Here is a 19228-nt window from a genome sequence, read left to right on the forward strand (position 1 = left end):
TTAGTTAAGTATTTTTAACGTCTTCGACAATTTGATCAACTGTCATTCGATTGTCTTTCAAAATTTGTTTTAGTGGAACTTGATCAGTGTAAACGCGCTTTTGACCATAGTTCAAAATCTTGACATCTTTATCTCCAAGATAAGAAGCAACCTTTTCGCCAAAGCCACCATCAAGAAGGTTATCTTCTAAGGTAATGATAACCTTGTTTTCATTAGCCAGTTTATCAAGAGTATCTTTGTCGAGAATATTTGCAGAAACTGGGTTCACTAAGCTTGCACCAAGTTTATCGGCAACTCTTTCGCCCAGCATGGAATACATGTCGCCAAGAGCTAAGATTGCGACATCTTTACCTGGTTTAATGTCATATTTGATTTCGGAGTAATCATGGCTGAATTCTTGGCCTTCAGGGACACGCTTAGTAGGCATTTTAATGGCAACGGGATGCTTTCTTTGCTTGATTGCCCATTCCATCATGGCCTTTTCTTCAGCTAAAGTGGTTGGGGCAACGTAAATCCAGTTTGGCAAGTTGGAAACCATTACTTGATCAAAAATACCTAAGTGAGTCTTGCTAGTACCAGACATTCCGCCCCCCGCGACCATCATCACTACTGGTAAATCGTTAGCGGCAACATCGTGTGATAACTGATCAAATGCACGTTGCAAGAAAGTAGAATTTTCAAATAAAACTGGAATTGCGCCTTCTTTAGCCATTCCCGCAGCGAAAGCAACTGATTCTTGTTCAGCGATTCCCACATCGTGGTAGTTTGCTGGATATTTTTCTTTGATTTCATCAAGACCGAAGACACCCGGAATTGCGGCATTGATTGCCATAATCTTGTCGCCGTCTTCAATATGTTCTTTCATCACGTCCATAGCAACTGAATTTGCGGTGGGCCCTTCAGGCATTGGAACGGTAGTCTTATCAGTCTTAAGGTCAAAAGGCATTACCCAGTGGTGCGCTTCTTCGTTGTCGATAGCTGGTTGATAGCCTTTACCTTTTAAAGTATTGATGTGAAGTAAAATTGGGTGATCTACATCTTTAACTGCTTCAAATGCCTTAATCATTGATTCAATGTCATTTCCATTAGCAACATAGCGGTAATCAAAGCCCATTGCTGTAAATGGGTTTTCTTTAGTTTCACCATTGGAATCACGAAGCTTCTTTAAAACTGTGACTAAGCCACCGATGTTATCATCAATTGACATTTGGTTGTCGTTGACAACAACGACTAAGTTGTGAGGTTCAATTGCGGCATTATTAAGGCCTTCATAAGCAAGACCACCAGTCATTGAACCATCCCCAATTAAAGCCATAATGTTTTCATGATTGCCCATTAAGTCACGTGCCTTAGCCATTCCGGTTGCTAGGGCAATTGAAGTTGAAGTGTGGCCGACTGCGTAATAGTCATATGGACTTTCATCAGGATTGGTATAAGGAGTTACATCTTGGTAGTGATCGGGGTCAAGCCACGCGAGTACACGGCCAGTTAACATCTTGTGAGGGTATGTTTGGTGAGAAACGTCCCAGATAATCTTGTCCTTTGGTGCGTCGAAAACATAGTGGTAAGCGATCGTTGCTTCAACAATTCCCAAATCTGGACCTAAGTGACCACCTTCGGCTGCATCTTTTTCTAGGATTAAGGTTCTGATTTCTTCAGCTAATTTTTGCATTTGCTTAATGTCAAGCTTCTTCAGATCAGCTGGAGAAGAAATTTGATTTAATAAATATTCTGGATGTTTATTCATGTTTTTCGCCTCGTAATAATAATTAACTAGAGTTATTGTAGTCGAAAATCATGAAAGTTACTAATAATTTGTTAGTATATTTTAAAATAAGTAAAATGCATAATGGAAATAACAAAATAGGATAGAGGAATTATGATTGAAGATAAGTGAAGCGTTAAAGATGGAAAGAATTAAGAGAAATCTTTTGCAGAAAGATATGATTCGCGGATTGAAAATTTCAAAATCGCATTACTCGTTAATTGAAAAAGGAGTTCACCGAATTTATGCTGATGACTTGATGAAGATGTTGGCAAATAATAAGATCGATTATCAAAGTTTCTTCGATGAGATAGCAAAAGATTATGGGTATGAAGATGATGTAAAGAAATTAACTCATGAATTAGATTTTGCTTTTTATAAGCGTGATATAAAGAGAGCAAAAGAAATAAAAGAGAAAATTGCAGAAAGTGATACCCCGATAGAGTTGAAATATCATGCGGATTTAGTAGAAGCAGAATTAACTGATAGTAAAGTGGCCACTAAAATTTGCAAGAAGATAAATGAGGAGATCTTTAGTGTTGATAATTGGACGCAGAGTAGGGATGCTTTAAGATTATTTGGCAATTCGATGAAATATCTAGATAGCGACATAAGAGATATCTTGATGGAGTCAGTTTTGCAAAGATATCAAAAGATTCAAAGTTTTGAAAAAGAAGAACAAATTCGAATAATCGAAATAAGTTTGAATTATTTGTTTAATTATGATAAACGTGTCCAAAATAACAATACAAAGCTAATATTTGAAATGATAAAAGCACTTCCGCCCATTCCTGATTTGACTTCGTATAAATTAGTGGGGACGTATTTTAAAGCTAGATTTGATGGAGACTTTGATAAAATGCACACTATCAAAAACGCTTTAAAATTTTCGGGTTATGAAAATATGAGTGAAAAAATGGATTAGTTTCCTGTAGGAAACTTAGATAACAAAGTAGAAGTAATGATTAAAATGAAGTTTAGAAGGCAAATGAAGAGGTGAATGGTAGTGATGTACAATGTTTGATCAATTCTAGTAGAGTAACGTTATGAGATAGAGAGGAGAAAATACTGATGAAATTAAAAAAGATAGTAGAATTAGGATCAATGTTAATTGCTCTTAGTGGATTAGCCCTTGGAACATCTACCACTGTGTTTGCCGATGATGAACAATCAAGCGAAGAGAGTACTAATACATTAGTGATTAATAATTCAAATGAAAATGAGGAAAGTCATGTATATTCTTTAGATTCTTTAAATGATTCTAAAGCATATTGGTCACTTCATAGAACCCATAAAATGGGATCTAAATACAAAGGTGCTTGGGTAACAGAAACAGCTCAATTTTTCTTTAAAGGTGGAGTCTTCTTCTATCCTGCACGCACTGGTATTCATCAAGGATGGCTCAAGTTTACGCGAGCTGGTAGAAATGTTGGATCTGCAAAAACGACGTATTATTACCATCCTTACAGTCATAAGAAGAGTACTAAAGCTCAAGCTACTAAATCAATTCATGATAGTTTAGGATGGAATGATCCTAAAACTAGATTCCATTACGGATTCAGATAGAGTATAATCTTAACAGATAATAATTTAGGAAAGATTCTGATTTGTCAGAATCTTTTTTAGTAAGGAAGATCAGCATATGAAACGTAAAAATATCTTCATTAGTATCATTGCAATCATTTTAGTTGCGCTTTTAAATGTTCTGACTGTTTACACAGTTTCAAACGGAATCAGCTATTGGGAAGGCTATTCAGCTTTAAATAAATTACGCAAGCAAAAGGTCTATTTGGGTAATGATCAAATTACGGATAATCAAGATAAGTTGATTACTAAAAGCCAAGTCAACAATACTAAAGCTAAATCAATTCTTAATTATTTAGATAAGAATTACGATTACGCAATTTCCTGGGATGCAAGTAATGGCAGTCACGTTAATGCCATGACAATGGACCAAAAATCACTTGAAATGTATCCCATTAAAGTAGCTCAAGGTCAAAACTTGAAGGTAAGAGACTTTCACCGAAATAAAGTTATTCCAGTGTTAGTTGGAAGTAAGTTGGCCAAAAAATATCCCCTTCATCATGAATTCACTTATCTTGATGGCTCTACAGGAAAGCGTCAATCTTACCAAGTAGCTGGAATTTTAACCGCTTCTTCTAGCATTCCTTCACCATATTTATTTCAAAATCAAAACTACTTAGATAACACAATTATTGTCCCTCTCACTACGTACACTAGAGCTCATATTAATTTACCCCAAATAGCAAATGGTGTCCAAAACTTGTTAATTTTCAACACTAATCAGAATCAAATCTTTAAATTAGAAAAATTCTTTAAATCTCAAGACTTAAATGTGAAGTTCTATACCGTTCAAAGCAGCATTGACCAAGAAGCTCGCATTGTTAAATCAGCACTTATCAAGCTTGCTGTGGGCATAATTATCTTGTTAATTGTGATTGTTGTCTTACTTAAATACTTAATAAGAAAAGATACCAAAATGCAGCTAAAGAAATTCATTAGCAGTTTAATTGGCTTTGGTTTACTGTTAGGAATTCTGATTGAATTAGTACTAGGATTTTCTCTGCCAATGCTTTCAATAGTTGGAATTCCAAAATGGACGAGTTTGAATATCATTCTCTCTGTTTTGAGCATTGTGTTGATTAATTTGCTTTTAGCCGTTATAATTACCATTTTTCAAAGGAATAATCCTCAAAAGCAATAATAGTAGGCAATTAGATTACTTGTCTGCTACAATTGCGTTGAGGTCAATTTCCTGTTAAAATATCTAAAGTTTGGAAGTGAGATTATGGCAGTGAAAAAAGCAGCTTTAGCCTGCACAGTATGTGGTTCACGTAACTACTCAATCGCCGCAAGTAAGAATCGAACTCAGCGTCTTGAACTGAAGAAATTTTGTAAACATTGCGGTAAAATGACTTTACACAAAGAAACGAGGTAATTGAAAGAATGTTCAAGTTTTTAAAGAGCGTTGTCCAAGAAATGAAAGAAGTAACTTGGCCAACTGCTAAGCAAAACCGTCATGATACTGGTGTCGTTATTACCTCATCCGTATTGTTTGCAATTTACTTAGGTGCACTTGATTGGGCATTTAGCGCATTAACTCAAGTAGTTATGTAGCTGTAATGATAGAATTTAAAGTGGCTGTATGGTATAATAAAGTCACTTAAGAAAAGACCTCGCATAGAGGCTTTTTTGTTTGCAAAAGTTTAAGGAGTTAGAAATCATGGTAGAAACAGCAAAGAAACAATGGTACGTTCTTCATACTTACTCTGGTTATGAAGATAAGGTTAAGTCAGACTTGCTTTCACGTGCACAAAGTATGGGGATGCAAGATTATATTTTCCGCGTAATGGTTCCAGAAGAATCAAAGGTAGAAACTGTTCGTGGTAAGAAGCAAGACGTTGAAGAAAAGATTTTCCCAGGATACGTTTTAGTGGAAATGGTAATGACTGACGAAAGTTGGTTTATTGTAAGAAACACCCCAAACGTAACTGGATTCGTTGGTTCACATGGTGGAGGTTCTAAACCATCCCCACTTCTTCCAGAAGAAGTAGAGCGTCTTCTTAAGAATCAAGGTGCACCTGCTAAGCAACAACCTGATGTTGATTTTGAATTGGGCGAAGAAGTAACTATTACTGAAGGTGCATTTAACGGCATGGTTGGTAAGATCACTGACATTCAACCTGATAAGTACAAGTTATACGTTTCAGTAGATATGTTTGGTCGTGCAACTACTGCTGAACTTGACTATGACCAAGTAAAGAAGTTTGATGAAAACTAATTCAAAAATAATGTTGTAATTGCATAGAAACGATGGTAACATACTAAAAGTACGTTTTATCATTGTGGGAGGAGAAGTAGGTAAATTCTCCATTTTAACCGCATCACGGAATCAAGGAGGTTTTGACCGTGGCAAAAAAAGTTATTAACGTAGTTAAGTTACAAATCCCAGCTGGTGCTGCAACCCCTGCACCTCCAGTTGGTCCTGCTTTGGGTCAAGCTGGTATTAACATTGTAGGTTTCACTAAGGACTTCAATGCTAGAACCGCTGACCAAAAGGGTATGATTATTCCTGTAGTCATCACTGTATATGAAGATCGTTCATTCGAATTCATTACTAAGACTCCACCAGCACCAGTATTGCTTAAGCAAGCTGCTAAGATCCAAAAGGCTTCTGGTGAACCTAATACCAAGAAGGTTGGTAAGGTAACCAAGGATCAAGTCAAGGAAATTGCCGAGACTAAGATGAAAGACCTTAACGCTGCTGATATCGAAGCTGCTATGCGCATGGTTGAAGGTACCGCTAGAAGTATGGGTATCGAAGTCGAAGACTAATCCTGTTATTTTAGGTAACTATTAGGTGGGAGAGCTTAGAGAAGGCTCGTTTGACCACATTATCAAGGAGGAAATCACATGCCAAAGCATGGTAAGAAATATTTAGAAGCTGCTAAAAAAGTAGATCCAAATAAGTTGTACTCAGTTGAAGAAGCTATGAAGCTTGTTAAGGAAACTTCATACGCAAACTTTGATGCTTCAGTTGAAGTATCATACAACTTAAGTGTTGACCCTAAGCAAGCTGACCAACAAATTCGTGGTTCACTTGTTTTACCTAACGGTACTGGTAAGACCCAAAAGGTTATCGTTTTTGCTGAAGGTCCACAAGCTGAACAAGCTAAGGCAGCAGGCGCTGACGAAGTTGGTTCAGATGAATTAGTAGAAAAGGTTCAAAACGGTTATTTGGACTTTGACGTTGTTGTTGCAACACCTATGATGATGGCTAAGGTTGGTCGTTTAGGTCGTATTCTTGGACCTAAGGGCTTGATGCCAAACCCTAAGACTGGTACTGTAACCATGGACATCGAAAAGGCTGTTAAGAACGTTAAGGCTGGTCAAGTTGAATACCGTGTTGACCGTCAAGCAGCTATCCATACCGCTATCGGTAAGGTATCATTCACTGATGAACAATTAACTGAAAACTTTGACGCTTTACGTGACGTAATTTTACGTGCACGTCCTGCATCAGCTAAGGGTCAATACATTAAGAGTGTTGCAGTTGCTGCAACCTTTGGCCCAGGGATCAAGCTTGATCCATTAAACTTAGTTTAATTTTTAAAATTAGACGTATAAAGCGCCTCGCAGTGTTGCGGGGTGCTTTTTTTCTGTGTTATCATTAATTGATTTATTGAACACAATACATGTAAGGGGAAACTTCATGCCTAAAAAAGTTGTAAGCAAGTTGCTTGCTTTATTATTCTTAATTTTGTTTTTTGTAGTGGGATGTGCGAATAATAGCTCAAAAATCACTATTGTTGGATCTAGTGCTATGCAGCTCTTAGCTGAGCAAGCAGGAAATGACTATCGTTTGTCACATCCTAATAGCAATATTGTTGTTCAAGGTGGGGGATCAGGTACAGGGCTAAGTCAAGTCCAAGCTGGTGCAGTTCAAATTGGCACATCGGATGTTTATGCAGAAACTCAGAATGGGATTAATGCTAAAAAGCTGCAAGATCATTTGATTGCAGTTGTAGGAATAGTGCCAATCGTAAATAAAGATGTCGGCATCAAAAATTTAACTAAAGCTCAATTGCGTGATATTTTTACCGGAAAAGTTACTAACTGGAAAGAAGTTGGTGGTAAAAACGAAGCTATTACTGTTATTAATCGATCAAAGGGTAGTGGTACGCGAAAGAGTTTTGAAGATCTTATTTTAGACAACAAAAAAGCTATCCGTTCACAAGAACAAGATTCAAATGGTACGGTAAAAAAGATTGTTAATTCAACGCCTGGTACTATTAGCTACATTTCTTTCCCATATGCAAACGACAAGCATATTCAAAAAATTAGTATCGATCATGTTCAGCCAACTAACAGAAATATCACTACTAATAAGTGGCAACTTTGGTCATATGAGCATATGTATACTAAAAAGAACCCAGATAAGAAAACACGCGCCTTTATTAAATATATGCTAGGCAATAAAGTTCAAAAAGACTTAATTCCTAAAATTGGATATTTGAGTATTAATGACATGAAAGTTATTAGAAATAGTCAAAATAAAGTAACGAAAATAGGTAACAGCCGATGAACAAGAGAAAAGATGAATTAAAGCAAATTGTGAATGAAGCAATTGCTAACCAAGAAGTTCCACACGTTAAATTAAACAAAATTGGCCCTGATGATGTGGATGTTGACAAATTAACTAAGCCATCTAAAGAAACTCGCCAAGAATACTGGGGAAAAGGTTTAACTTACTTCGCAATTGGACTCATCATCGTTTTGGTGGTCTCAATTATTGGCTTTATTGGGGCTCATGGATTGTCTACTTTCTTTGTAGACCATGTTAATGTGTTTCACTTCTTAACTTCTACTGATTGGGATCCAGGCGATGGCAAAAATCACGTAGGGGCAGCAGCAATGATTGTAACTTCATTTGCAGTAACACTGCTGGCGGCTTTAGTTGCCACACCTTTTGCAATTGCAGTTGCCTTGTTTATGACAGAATATACTTCCAAAAAAGGTGCTAATTTCTTGCAATCTGTGATGGAACTATTAGTGGGAATTCCCTCAGTAGTTTACGGATTCTTGGGATTGACGATTATTGTGCCAGCTATTCGCACTATTTTTGGCGGAACTGGTTTTGGGATTTTGGCTGCGACTTTAGTTTTGTTTGTCATGGTTTTACCCACGATTACATCATTAACTGTTGATGCATTAAAAGCAATCCCTAAGCACTTTAGACAAGCTTCAGCAGCCTTGGGAGCAACACATTGGCAAACAATTTATAAAGTCGTGTTACCAGTAGCAACTCCTAGAATTTTGACTGCAGTAATTTTTGGGATGGCTAGAGCTTTTGGGGAAGCCTTAGCTGTACAAATGGTAATTGGTAATGCTGTTTTGATGCCACAAAACTTAATTAGTCCATCTGCTACTTTAACAAGTCAATTAACAAGTCAAATGGGAAACACAGTTATGGGTACGCTGCCCAATAATGCTCTATGGTCATTGGCCCTACTTCTTTTAATTATGTCTCTTGTATTTAACTTTTTGGTCCGCTTAGTAGGAAAGAAAGGACAAAAATAGATGAAAGCAAAGCGCAATGATAAGATTGCTACAGGAGTAATTTACTTCTTGGTGGCAATTGTAGTTTTGATTTTAGCTGGAATTCTAGGAAATATTTTGATTACTGGAGTTCCTCATATGTCATGGCATTTTTTGAGTTCGGAAGCTTCTTCTTACCAAGCAGGGGGCGGTGTTAGAGATCAACTCTTCAACTCGATATATTTGTTGATTTTGACAATCGTTATTTCTCTTCCGATCGCTTTAGGAGCCGCAATTTATTTGGCTGAATATGCTAAGGACAATTGGTTTACCAATTTGATTAGAACCACAATTGAAATCTTAAGCTCACTTCCATCAATTGTTGTTGGGTTGTTTGGTTACTTACTCTTTGTTGTTCAATTCGGTTTTGGCTTTTCAATTATTTCTGGTGCCTTAGCCTTAACATTTTTTAATTTACCAATTTTAACAAGTAATATTGAACAAGCCATCAAGGGTGTTCCCGATTCTCAGAGAGAAGCAGGACTTGCTTTAGGACTTTCCAATTGGAAAATTATTCGGGGAATTGTTTTACCAGCTGCTCTTCCAGGAATTTTAACGGGAATTATTTTAAGTGCTGGTCGAATCTTTGGTGAAGCTGCGGCTTTGATTTATACTGCTGGTCAAAGTGGATCAACAATTGATTATTCAAACTGGAATCCTTTTAGCCCAACTAGTTTTTTAAATGTGATGCGTCCAGCTGAAACTTTGGCGGTTCATATTTGGAAAGTAAATACTGAAGGAATTATCCCAGATGCGACTGTGGTTTCTGCAGCTACTTCTGCTTTACTTGTAATTGTTGTAATTGTATTTAATTTGGGTGCGCGTGCTTTAGGTAATAAGCTTTATAAGAAGCTTACAGCCGCAAAATAGAGGTGTTTTATGGATATTAAAGAATCATATGTTAAAACATTTCCAAAAGATGAGGTAGCTTTATCTACAGATAATTTAAGTGTTTTATATGGTGGTAAAGTTCAAAAGCTATTTGATGCTAGTTTGAGCTTTAAGAAGAATACTATCACAGCGCTCATTGGAGCCTCAGGCTCAGGCAAGTCTACTTTTTTAAGATCATTGAACCGGATGAATGACAAAGTGGCTACCATCAATGGTAAAATCATGTTTCATGGATTAGATGTTAATAAACCTAATATTAATGTTTATGAATTACGAAAAAGCATTGGGATGGTTTTCCAAAGACCAAATCCTTTTCCAAAATCAATTAGAGAAAATATTATTTATGCTTTAAAAGCAGATGGTCAAACTGACAAGCAAGAGTTGGATCGAATTGTTGAAGAAAGTTTGCGTGCCGCAGCTTTATGGGATGAAGTAAAAGATAAACTTGATAAGAGTGCACTTGCTTTATCTGGAGGACAACAACAACGTTTGTGTATTGCACGCGCTTTAGCTGTTAAGCCCGAAATTTTGCTTTTAGATGAACCAGCTAGTGCTTTGGATCCAGTTTCTACTTCAAAGTTGGAAGATACTCTTAAACAACTGCGAAGTGAATACACAATGGTCATGGTTACTCACAACATGCAACAGGCCTCTAGAATTAGTGACTATACTGCATTCTTTCATTTAGGTCACGTGGTAGAGTATGATAGTACTGCGAATATTTTTACTAATCCAAAGGGTAGTTTGACGGAAGATTATATTCAAGGAAGTTTTGGTTAGAGCATGAATAAAGAAATTGTTACAGCTAAAAATGTTAAGTTGAGCTACGGAAATTATGAAGCGTTACATGGAATTGATCTTTCATTTCATGAAAAAGAGCTAACGGCTTTAATTGGACCATCTGGGTGCGGAAAATCCACTTTTTTGCGTTGCTTAAATCGTATGAATGACGATATCGAGAATATCAACATTACTGGAGAAATTCTATTTGAAGGTAAAAATATTTACGATCCAAAAATGGATTTGGTAGAGTTGAGAAAAGATGTAGGAATGGTTTTTCAGCAACCAACTCCCTTTCCTTTTTCTGTTTATAACAATGTTGCTTATGGATTGCGCTTAAGTGGGATTAAAGATAAGGAATTAATTGATCAGCGAGTAGAAGAAAGTTTAAAACAAGCTGCAATTTGGGAAGAAACTAAAGATAATTTAAATCGAAATGCTCAGGCTTTTTCTGGAGGACAACAACAAAGAATTTGTATTGCACGCGCTTTGGCTGTGCGTCCTAAAGTTGTTTTGCTTGATGAGCCAACAAGTGCACTAGATCCAATTTCAAGTAGTGAAATCGAAGAAACTTTGATGGATTTAAAGACTAAGTTTACTTTTATCATGGTTACTCATAATTTGCAGCAAGCAGGACGGATTTCAGATCAAACTGCCTTTTTAATGAACGGTAATTTGATTGAAGTTGGTGCTACTGAAGAAATGTTTATTGCCCCTAAAAAACAAATTACAAGTGATTATCTTAACGGTCGTTTTGGTTAATTTTTGAGGTAAAATTATGCACGAAATATTTTTAGATGAATTAAAGAAATTGAACACTCAGTTTATGGAAATGGGTGTCTCCGTAAATGATGCTATTGATCATGCTACCAGAGCCTTTGTAGATCATGACAAAAAAACTTCTCAAAAAATGGTCGATGATGAAGAGCGTATTCCAGAAGAGTCTTTAGATATTCAAAAAAAGGCTTTAAAATTGATGGCACTTCAACAACCAGTTGCAACTGACTTTAGGGTGGTAATTAGTATTTTAAAGGCAACTACTGATTTGGAAAGAATCGGTGAAAATGCGATGAGTATTGCATGGGAAACTATTCGAGTAAAAGGGAATCCTCGAATTCCTGAGGTGGAAGAAATTATTTCTTCCATGACTCATGATGTGCGTCACATGCTTATTCAAGTTTTGACTGCTTATGTTCAAGATGATGAAAAGATGGCTAAAGAAGTAGCTGCTAAAGACACTAAGATTGATGAAGCTTATGTTAAAGCTCGAAAATTAATCGTAGATGGAATCGAAAATGATCCATCCAAGGCCGTCGCTTCATCGAGTTACTTTGTAGTTACTAGGTTGCTTGAACGAATTGGAGACCATATTGTTAATTTGGCAATGTGGGTCGTGTATAAGACCACAGGTGAGTTGAATGAATTAGTTAATCCAACTGAAGAAAAGACCATTTAAAAAAGAAGTAGCAATTGCTACTTCTTTTTTGGTTTGTCATGGATAGGGATGCACCCAGCAATAAATAAAACGACTCCAATGAGTAATAGAGAATTTTGCTTAGCAAAATAACCTGCATTTCCTAAGATTATCCCTGAAATCAAAATAGCCCAGTCACTAAGTTGGTAAAGTCTTTGCTTTGACGGCAGTTCTTTTAATTCACGGATGATACTGATGACGGCTTGCACTAAGACGATTAAACTTAGTAAAAGCCAAACTACATTTCCTAAAATTCCCCCAAGATTACCTTTTGCTTGCGCAATACTTTCAATACTAAGGAATAAAACTGTGATTCCTAATAATAAAAAGACAATATTACGCAATTTGTTTAAAATTCTCTGCTTTACTTCTTGATTATCCATAAAATGCCCCCTTCTTTTTTCAAAATAATTAATTCTAACTATAACTTTTACGCAAAAAAATGTAAATAGTGCTTGCATCTTATCGATGAGCTTGCTATACTATTTAAAGTAAATTCTACCTAAGACTCGGGTGGCATGACGCCTCAAAATCCCGCCGAGGCCAGAAGATAATGAAGATTTTAATGCTCCATGTCTTTCGGCATGGAGTTTTTTTAGGCCTTTATAGAATTTATTAAATCAAATTGATCTTATGTGAAATTTGATTAAAGTAATTATGGAGGTGAATTCGATTGAGTAAAGCTGCTATTGCTGAAAAGGAAAAGCTCGTTAACGCTTTTGCTGAAGAACTTAAGTCAGCTAAGGCTATCTTAGTTATTAACTACTTAGGTTTGACTGTTGAAGAAGTAACAAACATGCGTAAGGAACTTCGTGATAACGACGTTAAGATGAAGGTTATCAAGAACACTTACTTAAGACGTGCTGCTGCTAAGGCTGGTATTGAAGGTCTTGACAATACTTTTGTTGGCCCAACTGCTGTTATCTACACTGATAACGCTGACGACATTACTGAACCTGCTCGTATTGTTTCTAAATACGAAGATGATTTTGATGTTATTGAAATCAAGGGTGGTATGCTTGAAGGCAAGTTGACTTCAAAGGACGAAATCAAGGAACTTGCTTCAATTCCAGGTCGCGAAGGTTTACTTTCAATGCTTGTTTCTGTATTGCAAGCTCCAATCCGCGACTTCGCTTATGCTGTTAAGGCTGTTGCTGAATCTAAGGATGAAGAATCAGCTGAATAATTTATATTAATATCTAAATTCTAATTTTTCGGAGGATATATAAATGGCTTTAGATACTGAAAAGATTATTGAAGAATTAAAGGGTGCTTCAATTCTTGAATTGAACGACCTTGTAAAGGCTATTGAAGAAGAATTTGACGTTACTGCTGCTGCTCCAGTTGCTGCTGCAGGTGCTGCAGACGCAGGTGCTGCTAAGTCAGAATTCGATGTTGAATTGACTGAACCAGGTCAAGAAAAGGTTAAGGTTATTAAGGCAGTTCGTGACATCACTGGTCTTGGCCTTAAGGACTCAAAGGACCTTGTTGATGGTGCTCCTAAGAACGTTAAGGAAGGCGTTTCAGAAGACGAAGCTAACGACATCAAGGCTAAGCTTGAAGAAGTTGGTGCTACTGTAACCCTTAAATAGTTACTGCCCAACTGGGCGACTATTTAATAAAATATGGACTCTGCTTTGCAGAGTCCTATTTTTTTGCTTAAAATAGATTCATGGCTACTATACATAAAAAACAAATATATAAATGGACAATGGCCACTTTGGCAGTTATATCGATCGCGCTAATAATTTTAGATTTTGCTGCTGTTATTAATATCAACAGTCCTACTAATAAATGGTATTGGATTAACAATGGAATATTGATAATTTTTGCTATTGATTATTTTTATCGTTTATTTAAATCAGAAGATAAAATTCAATTTTTTAGTAATAATATTTTTGACTTATTATCAATTATTCCAGTTAGTGTAATTTCATCACTAATGATGTTAATGAATATGGCAAATATTGGCTTATATTTTCGAATTATTCGTTTAGTAAGACTAGCAGGCTTGTTTGGTAAATTACGCCACATTTTACATACAGACGGCATTTTATATGTGTTTTATTTTAGTATTACATTTATCATGCTAGGCTCTATTGCAATTTCAATTACTGAGCATATTTCTTTGGATGATGCGTTTTGGTGGGCGATTACGACTGCCAGTACGGTAGGGTATGGAGATATTTCCACATCGACGATTTCACCACATACTTTAATTGGAAAAATCGTAATCCTAGTAATGATTTTAGTTGGAGTGGCAGTAATGGGAATGGTAACTAGTTCTTTGACTGCTTATTTTGTTAGAAAGAAGATGTGGCCAAAACGTGACAAGAATAGTGATGATATTCGTCTAATTTTAAAGAAATTAGATAATTTAGAGGAGCAGAACAAGAATTTAGTTCAGCAAAATAAAAAGATGGAAGAGCAAATTCAAAATTTGCAACAAAAGCATGATGCGACAAAGTGGACCGAATTTAAAAATTGGCTTGAGAAAAAAAAGGTGAGGATGAGGAAAATGGCAAAAGATAAGAATCAAATGTACTTTGCGACTAATCCTGAAGCAGCTCATGATGAACACGTAATTGACTATCATGTGAATGATATTGATTTGAAGTTTACTACTGATGCAGGTGTTTTTTCAAAAATGCGTGTTGATTATGGCTCAGGAGTATTAATTAAAGCAATTACGGGGCTGCAGTTTCCTAAGAACAACATTTTAGATGTAGGAACAGGATATGGACCAATTGGATTGTTTGCTGCTAAGTTTTGGCCAGATCAAACAGTTGATATGATCGATGTCAATGAACGTGGATTAGCCTTGGCTAAGAAAAATGCAACATTAAATCGTATTAATAATGTTAATATTTACGCTTCTGATGTCTATGAAAGCGTTGAAGCTGATAAAAAATTTGGACTAATATTAACAAACCCACCAATTAGAGCTGGAAAAAAGGTGGTTTCTGAAATCTTAGCTGGTGCAACTAATCATTTAGTAACAGGTGGTGTTTTGGTAGTAGTAATCCAGAAAAAGCAGGGCGAGCCTAGTGCGCGTAAGCTGATGAAAGAAACTTATGGTAACTGCGAAATTTTAGGTCGTGATAAGGGATACTATATCTTAAAATCAGTTAAAAAATAGATAAGAAAAAAGTGGATAAACCCTTGATGAGAGTGAGATTAGAGTTTGTAAAAACTATTGCTTAATCAATAGTATATGCCCTATAATGTAAGCGAATACTAAAGATGAAGAAATGAGAGGGCATAACTATGAAAAATCTTATGAAATATATTGTGGCCGCATTGTTTATTATTGGTGGAATTTTTATGATCGGCTGGATCTTAGGTGATAATGAAACTGCCACTCCTGCAGGTTTAACAGCTTTATATATGATTGTTGAGGGTATTTTCTTCTATCACTATTTCAGAAATCGTAACATTGGAACTTTATAATAATTATCCTGACTAGCCAATTTGGGCTAAATCAGGATATTTTTTTGCACTTTTTTGGTACTATAGTTAAAAGAACTTTTTGAGGAGAAAATAATTTGTTTTCAAGTGAAGATAAAAAGAAGTATATGGAATTAGCCTTAGAGGAAGCTAACAAGGCTCTCAAGCAAGATGAAGTACCAATTGGTGCAATTGTGGTCGATCCTGATGGAAAAGTTATTGGGAAGGGATATAACCGGCGAGAACTAGATCAAGATGCTACTCAACATGCAGAAATGATTGCAATTAGAGAAGCATGTAAAAATATTGGTCTATGGAGATTAATTGATTGTAGTTTATTTGTAACGCTAGAACCGTGTCCAATGTGTGCTGGAGCGATTATTAATTCTCGGATCAAGGATGTATATTTTGGTGCAATGGATCCTAAAGCGGGTGCATGTGGAAGTGTGGTAGATTTATTTAGTGTTGAAAAGTTTAATCATCATCCTCATGTAATTCGTGGGCTTTTTCAAGAAAAATCTAGTCAAATGTTGAAGGATTTTTTTAGAGAAATTCGTAAGAAACAAAAAGAAGCAAAAAACAAGTAGAAAAATTAAATTAAATAGTAGAAAATTATTTCAAAATAAGTTATCATACTTATTGGGCAATGTTTGACCTCTGAATTGTGTCAGGATCGGGAGATAGCAGCACTAAGGTCGTTCAAGCATGTGCCTTTTTGTTAGAAAATTACAAACTCTTAACTCTTTCAAAGAGTTAGGAGTTTTTTACTTAGGAAAGAGAACTATGGCTTATCAAGCACTATATCGGAAATGGCGTCCGCGCAATTTTGACAGTGTTATCGGACAAGAAGCCATTACAGACACACTAAAGAATGCAATTGAACGAGGTACAGTTTCACATGCTTTCTTGTTTGCAGGACCACGTGGTACAGGAAAGACATCTTGTGCGAAGATTTTTGCTAAAGCTTTGAATTGTACTAACCTGCAAAATGGAGAACCTTGCAATCAATGCGAAAATTGTCGTGCTGCTGATAATGGTTCAATGGCGGATATCATGGAAATCGATGCTGCATCTAATAATGGTGTCGACGAAATTCGTGAAATTCGTGATAAAGTAAAATATGCCCCAACCCAAGGAAAATATAAGGTCTATATTATTGATGAAGTTCATATGCTTTCTATGGGGGCATTTAATGCGTTACTCAAGACCTTGGAAGAACCACCAGAACATGTGGTGTTTATTTTAGCAACTACAGAACTGCAAAAAGTTCCAGCCACAATTATTTCAAGAACGCAAAGATATAATTTTAAACGTATTTCAAAAGCAGATCTTGAAAAACGGATGAAGTATATTCTGGATCAAGAGAAGATTGAATATGATGAAAAAGCGTTAGCAGTGATTGCTCAAGTGGCTGATGGTGGGATGCGAGATGCTCTAAGTATCTTAGATCAACTACTTAGTTATGAAAAGAGTAAGGTCAACTATGATGATGCTCTTAAAATTACTGGTTTTGCTGAGAAAGAAAATATTGAAAAACTATTGCTAGCTATCTTTGATCATAATGCTCAAGAATCATTGAATATCGCTAAGGATTCTTTGAATAAAGGAGCTAGCGTTAAAAATATTTTAGATGAAATTATTGATATGACGGCAACCGCTTTGACAGTTTCAAAAGCTGCGAGTGTCAATGAGAGTAGTTTTATCAGTGATGATTTTGTTGAAAAGATTCAAAATGTTTCAGCTGATGAATATTTTAATGTAATCAATTTAGCAAATAATGCTTTGAAAGATTTGCGCTACACTAATCAACAACAAATTCCATTAGAAGTATTTTTAGTTGAAGTAAGTAATTTTCAACCTACGGCAACTAAGCAAGTGGGTGAAGTTGATAATTCAAGACTTGAGGGTGAAATTGCTGCTTTAAAAAAGCAAATTGATAATTTAACTCAGCAGATTAATAAGCTTTCATCTAAACCGATTAGATCAACATCGTCAAGTTTCCATATTAATAATGTAAGTACTTCTAATTCTAAAAAGACAGCAAAGAGTACTGCGCCTACTAAGGCTACAGTCAAAAAGAAACCTACTCAAAATAAGAAACAAGTTTATCGTGTACTCGAAAATGCTACTAAGAAAGATTTACAAGCTATAAAAGAGATTTGGCCTGATTTATTATCTGTATTAGATGTATCTGAAAAAGCTGTTCTTGATGTCTTAGAACCAGTTGCTGCTAGTCCTGATGAAGTGGTCATGAAATGTAAGTATGTACTCTGGTTTGAAAAAGCGAGTGCAGACGGAGATTTATTAAATAAATTAACAAGCTATATTGAGAGATTTACTAAGCATTCTTATGGTATTGTATTAGTACCAGATAATGATTGGTTAACTGTTAGACAAGAATTTGTTAATAGTCATAAGCAGGAACTATTAGCTAAAAAGAAAAAGCAAATAGCGGCTGCTGAAACTGATAATAATCAGCCAAATGAGGATAATGAAATTATTAATAAGGCAAAGGACTTATTTGGTGATACAGTTAATATTAAAGATTAAGCAAAGAGAGGAATAATAAATATGAGTAGAAGACCTAATTTTGGTGGTATGGGTGGCATGAATATGCAACAAATGATGAAGCAAGCAAAGAAGCTTCAAGCCCAAATGGCAGAAGAACAAGAAAATATTACTGCTCAAGAATTTACTGGAAAATCTGCTGATGACTTAGTGGTTGCTACTTTTAGTGGAGACCGTCAATTAAAAGATTTAAAGATTAATAAAGAAGCTATTGATCCAGATGATCCTGATATGCTTCAAGATTTAATCATTGATGCTGTAAACAAAGGACTATCTCAAATTGATAAGGCTACCCAAGCAAGTTTAGGTAAATATACGAAAGGCTTGATGTAATTGCAATATCCATTACCAATTGCACATTTGATTGATTCTTATATGAAATTGCCAGGCATTGGTGAAAAAACCGCCACACGTTTAGCATTTTATACTTTAGATATGCCACAAGAAGATGTAGAGGATTTTTCTCAGGCACTTGAAGAAGTAAAAGAGAATTTACATCAATGTTCAATTTGTGGCAATATCACAGAAAAGGATCCGTGTGATATTTGTGCGGATTCTGATCGTGATCAGACTACGATTATGGTTGTAGAACAACCTAAAGATGTAATGGCTTTTGAAGATATGGGTGAATATAATGGTCTTTACCACGTTTTGCATGGAGTCTTGTCTCCAATGGATGGAGTAGGACCAGAAGAAATTAACATTAAATCGTTAATTACTCGTCTTCAAAAACAAGATCAAGTCAAAGAAGTTATTTTAGCTCTTAATTCTACTCCCGAAGGTGAATCTACAGCTATGTATATCAGCAAGTTAATTAAACCAGCTGGTATTAAAGTAACTCGTCTTGCAGCCGGACTTGCTGTCGGAAGTGACATTGAATATGCGAACTCAATTACATTGAAACGCGCTGTACAAGGAAGAACGTCTTTATAATGTCAAAACATAATAAAATTAAAGAACAAGGCGACCAAAAGTTAATTACTTTAGTTGAAAAACTGCAAAATGAAATTGCTCTCCAAAACGGGCTAGATCAAAATACATTAGATATGTCTGATGATAATTTGGTAGCAAGCAAAATTTTGCGAGCAAAATATACATTTTTGTACGATGAAGCTCGTTATCGGCATACAAGATTTAGTGGTATCACTAATGCCATAACGCAATAAAAAGTTCCCATTTGAAGG

General features: G+C 35.8%; 25 protein-coding genes, 1 other RNA gene, 1 pseudogene and 1 other annotated feature. Of the genes and pseudogenes, 25 read left to right on the forward strand and 2 right to left on the reverse strand.

The annotated features are described in order from the left end of the window. Nucleotides 1-4: 4 nt before the first annotated feature. Nucleotides 5-1747, reverse strand: coding sequence for a 1-deoxy-D-xylulose-5-phosphate synthase (locus KBW87_RS01765; protein WP_057809274.1), 1743 nt, complete (start codon nucleotides 1745-1747; stop codon nucleotides 5-7). A 136-nt stretch (nucleotides 1748-1883) separates the two neighbouring features. Here KBW87_RS01765 and KBW87_RS01770 point away from each other — a divergent pair, with 136 nt between their 5' ends. From KBW87_RS01770 to phoU, 14 genes are all read left to right on the forward strand, one after another. Then, a complete protein-coding gene (locus tag KBW87_RS01770) occupies nucleotides 1884-2690 on the forward strand; it encodes a helix-turn-helix domain-containing protein (RefSeq protein ID WP_236695246.1) in 807 nt (268 codons plus the stop codon). A 146-nt stretch (nucleotides 2691-2836) separates the two neighbouring features. Then, the gene (locus KBW87_RS01775; RefSeq protein WP_057809273.1) at nucleotides 2837-3331 is read left to right on the forward strand and encodes a hypothetical protein; all 495 of its coding nucleotides are present in this window, start codon (nucleotides 2837-2839) and stop codon (nucleotides 3329-3331) included. A 76-nt stretch (nucleotides 3332-3407) separates the two neighbouring features. Further along, nucleotides 3408-4490, forward strand: a complete 1083-nt coding sequence (locus KBW87_RS01780) for an ABC transporter permease (RefSeq protein WP_057809271.1) — start codon at nucleotides 3408-3410, stop codon at nucleotides 4488-4490. Nucleotides 4491-4574: 84 nt separating this feature from the next. Then, on the forward strand, nucleotides 4575-4724 hold the full coding sequence (gene rpmG / locus KBW87_RS01785) for a 50S ribosomal protein L33 (RefSeq protein ID WP_083478836.1): 150 nt from the start codon (nucleotides 4575-4577) through the stop codon (nucleotides 4722-4724). An 8-nt stretch (nucleotides 4725-4732) separates the two neighbouring features. Further along, nucleotides 4733-4903, forward strand: a complete 171-nt coding sequence (secE, locus tag KBW87_RS01790) for a preprotein translocase subunit SecE (protein ID WP_004045507.1) — start codon at nucleotides 4733-4735, stop codon at nucleotides 4901-4903. 106 nt (nucleotides 4904-5009) lie between these two features. Beyond that, on the forward strand, nucleotides 5010-5567 hold the full coding sequence (gene nusG, locus KBW87_RS01795) for a transcription termination/antitermination protein NusG (protein ID WP_057809329.1): 558 nt from the start codon (nucleotides 5010-5012) through the stop codon (nucleotides 5565-5567). 128 nt (nucleotides 5568-5695) lie between these two features. Beyond that, nucleotides 5696-6121, forward strand: a complete 426-nt coding sequence (gene rplK, locus KBW87_RS01800; RefSeq protein ID WP_004045505.1) for a 50S ribosomal protein L11 — start codon at nucleotides 5696-5698, stop codon at nucleotides 6119-6121. A 78-nt stretch (nucleotides 6122-6199) separates the two neighbouring features. Further along, nucleotides 6200-6892, forward strand: coding sequence for a 50S ribosomal protein L1 (gene rplA, locus KBW87_RS01805; RefSeq protein ID WP_004045504.1), 693 nt, complete (start codon nucleotides 6200-6202; stop codon nucleotides 6890-6892). A gap of 106 nt (nucleotides 6893-6998) precedes the next feature. Further along, the gene (locus KBW87_RS01810; RefSeq protein WP_057809269.1) at nucleotides 6999-7871 is read left to right on the forward strand and encodes a phosphate ABC transporter substrate-binding protein; all 873 of its coding nucleotides are present in this window, start codon (nucleotides 6999-7001) and stop codon (nucleotides 7869-7871) included. Further along, the gene (gene pstC, locus KBW87_RS01815) at nucleotides 7868-8866 is read left to right on the forward strand and encodes a phosphate ABC transporter permease subunit PstC (protein ID WP_057809267.1); all 999 of its coding nucleotides are present in this window, start codon (nucleotides 7868-7870) and stop codon (nucleotides 8864-8866) included. Before KBW87_RS01810 ends, pstC begins: the two co-directional genes overlap by 4 nt. Beyond that, the gene (gene pstA / locus KBW87_RS01820; RefSeq protein ID WP_057809265.1) at nucleotides 8867-9754 is read left to right on the forward strand and encodes a phosphate ABC transporter permease PstA; all 888 of its coding nucleotides are present in this window, start codon (nucleotides 8867-8869) and stop codon (nucleotides 9752-9754) included. 9 nt (nucleotides 9755-9763) lie between these two features. Beyond that, nucleotides 9764-10555 carry a phosphate ABC transporter ATP-binding protein PstB gene (gene pstB / locus KBW87_RS01825; protein WP_004045499.1) on the forward strand — a complete coding sequence of 264 codons (792 nt, stop codon included), beginning with the start codon at nucleotides 9764-9766 and terminating at the stop codon, nucleotides 10553-10555. Nucleotides 10556-10558: 3 nt separating this feature from the next. Continuing rightward, entirely contained in the window at nucleotides 10559-11317 is a 759-nt protein-coding gene (gene pstB / locus KBW87_RS01830) for a phosphate ABC transporter ATP-binding protein PstB (protein WP_057809263.1), read from the forward strand. Nucleotides 11318-11333: 16 nt separating this feature from the next. Next, on the forward strand, nucleotides 11334-12011 hold the full coding sequence (phoU, locus tag KBW87_RS01835; RefSeq protein ID WP_057809261.1) for a phosphate signaling complex protein PhoU: 678 nt from the start codon (nucleotides 11334-11336) through the stop codon (nucleotides 12009-12011). A 17-nt stretch (nucleotides 12012-12028) separates the two neighbouring features. Here the strand turns inward: phoU and KBW87_RS01840 are convergent, their stop codons facing one another. Then, entirely contained in the window at nucleotides 12029-12412 is a 384-nt protein-coding gene (locus tag KBW87_RS01840; RefSeq protein ID WP_057809259.1) for a hypothetical protein, read from the reverse strand. 100 nt (nucleotides 12413-12512) lie between these two features. Then, nucleotides 12513-12634 (forward strand) — a sequence feature (ribosomal protein L10 leader region). A 68-nt stretch (nucleotides 12635-12702) separates the two neighbouring features. On the opposite strand from KBW87_RS01840, the gene rplJ reads away from it, so the two are divergent. The 11 genes and pseudogenes from rplJ (at nucleotide 12703) to KBW87_RS01895 (ending at nucleotide 19210) form a co-directional block, all read left to right on the forward strand. Further along, a complete protein-coding gene (gene rplJ, locus KBW87_RS01845) occupies nucleotides 12703-13215 on the forward strand; it encodes a 50S ribosomal protein L10 (RefSeq protein ID WP_057809257.1) in 513 nt (170 codons plus the stop codon). Between the two features lie 43 nt (nucleotides 13216-13258). Then, nucleotides 13259-13621: a 50S ribosomal protein L7/L12 gene (rplL, locus tag KBW87_RS01850; RefSeq protein WP_004045494.1), complete on the forward strand. Its 363-nt coding sequence runs from the start codon at nucleotides 13259-13261 to the stop codon at nucleotides 13619-13621. Nucleotides 13622-13701: 80 nt separating this feature from the next. Next, nucleotides 13702-14532, forward strand: a pseudogene (locus KBW87_RS01855) (ion channel); the annotation flags it as partial. A 15-nt stretch (nucleotides 14533-14547) separates the two neighbouring features. Further along, nucleotides 14548-15168, forward strand: coding sequence for a class I SAM-dependent methyltransferase (locus tag KBW87_RS01860; RefSeq protein ID WP_057809327.1), 621 nt, complete (start codon nucleotides 14548-14550; stop codon nucleotides 15166-15168). Nucleotides 15169-15296: 128 nt separating this feature from the next. Further along, complete coding sequence (locus tag KBW87_RS01865) at nucleotides 15297-15479, forward strand: hypothetical protein (protein ID WP_004045491.1); 183 nt, start codon at nucleotides 15297-15299, stop codon at nucleotides 15477-15479. A 95-nt stretch (nucleotides 15480-15574) separates the two neighbouring features. Further along, a complete protein-coding gene (tadA, locus tag KBW87_RS01870; protein WP_057809255.1) occupies nucleotides 15575-16063 on the forward strand; it encodes a tRNA adenosine(34) deaminase TadA in 489 nt (162 codons plus the stop codon). 48 nt (nucleotides 16064-16111) lie between these two features. Further along, an RNA gene (gene ffs / locus KBW87_RS01875) (signal recognition particle sRNA small type) lies at nucleotides 16112-16199 on the forward strand. Nucleotides 16200-16259: 60 nt separating this feature from the next. Beyond that, nucleotides 16260-18026, forward strand: coding sequence for a DNA polymerase III subunit gamma/tau (gene dnaX, locus KBW87_RS01880; RefSeq protein ID WP_057809325.1), 1767 nt, complete (start codon nucleotides 16260-16262; stop codon nucleotides 18024-18026). Between the two features lie 21 nt (nucleotides 18027-18047). Then, on the forward strand, nucleotides 18048-18377 hold the full coding sequence (locus tag KBW87_RS01885; protein ID WP_057809253.1) for a YbaB/EbfC family nucleoid-associated protein: 330 nt from the start codon (nucleotides 18048-18050) through the stop codon (nucleotides 18375-18377). Then, nucleotides 18378-18977, forward strand: a complete 600-nt coding sequence (gene recR, locus KBW87_RS01890; RefSeq protein WP_057809251.1) for a recombination mediator RecR — start codon at nucleotides 18378-18380, stop codon at nucleotides 18975-18977. After that, complete coding sequence (locus tag KBW87_RS01895) at nucleotides 18977-19210, forward strand: YaaL family protein (protein WP_057809249.1); 234 nt, start codon at nucleotides 18977-18979, stop codon at nucleotides 19208-19210. The genes recR and KBW87_RS01895 overlap by 1 nt, the downstream gene beginning before the upstream one ends. The last annotated feature ends 18 nt before the right edge of the window (nucleotides 19211-19228 follow it).

The sequence above is a fragment of the Lactobacillus intestinalis genome (genome assembly GCF_024397795.1).
In the GTDB taxonomy this organism is placed as follows: Bacteria; Bacillota; Bacilli; order Lactobacillales; family Lactobacillaceae; genus Lactobacillus; species Lactobacillus intestinalis.